The organism is Paenibacillus sp. IITD108 (genome assembly GCF_036541265.1).
GTDB lineage: Bacteria > Bacillota > Bacilli > Paenibacillales > Paenibacillaceae > Pristimantibacillus.
Map to the genome: position 1 here is coordinate 1 of NZ_JAZHCT010000087.1, position 980 is coordinate 980.

Annotated in this window: 1 pseudogene; it reads right to left on the reverse strand. The window is 51.3% G+C overall.

Features of this window, described 5'->3' with window-relative positions:
* Window positions 1–27: 27 nt before the first annotated feature.
* Window positions 28–980 (reverse strand): annotated as a pseudogene (locus tag V1L65_RS28620) (IS21 family transposase); the annotation flags it as partial.

Genomic DNA, 980 nt, shown 5'->3' on the forward strand with positions numbered 1-980 from the left:
CACAAATCTACTAACTCCGTCCTCATGTCAGCACACTCCCGTCAGTCTGTTATAACGCTGCAATGAAAACTCGGCTTGAGTACCTGGCGGTGAAATCGTTTCTTGAAGGGTTGCCGGTATATCCCGACTCCCGTATTTCATGCCTAGGATGGAAGTGACACGTTCCACGTTCACTTCCGAACCAAGTAAATCGAACGCTTCCTGAATCTGTTCGATGGCATATACGCTGCACCAGTGCGTGAGCGCCCGAAGACGTTCTTTTCGTAGATCCAGATCGGTGATGGTTACATAGTGCTGTAACGCCTCAGGCAGCATGCGAATGAACGAGGAATGCGTGACGCTTCGCGGCTTTCGCAGTAAGTTCGCGAAGACCTGTTGCCACGGGATGTCCGCCGTTCGCCCTGTGTATGGCCGAGGAATTTCTCGTACCAACTGGTGGCTGCTGTTCAAGATGACCAGACGATCCCAAAACTTTTGAATCAGTACCTCACTCCCCGGCGACAGCATACCGAGCAGAGGAACCGTTGTTTCCTCCACACGAATCTCACCATATTTATTGACCACCGCAGCGGTCAGGCGAAACGCCTCAAATGGGACTTCCGGTAAGGTGAGCAGCTTCTTTTGTTCCTCTTCCCACAGTTCAGCTATGCTGCTGCCTTTGGCGTAATGCTTTCGATTTCGATCCTGCATCGCTTGCTCAGCAAAAGTGGCGGCAAGTTGCTCATGGCTTTCGTAGACAGGGATCGGAACGGCCCAATTTCGCTTGGAGTAACCGCATTTGTTCTCGACATGCCCTTTTTCATGTCCGCTGTACGGGTTGCAAAAAACAGCTTCAAAGCGATAGTGGGCGCAAAAGCGCTGAAAACCATCCGTTAATTGCCGCTCGCCTTGCTTTTCAATATGGACAACGGCAGCAGATAAATTGTCGAACCAGATCCGCTGCGGAACGCCTCCCATTTGTTCAAAGCATTGCTTCAGGG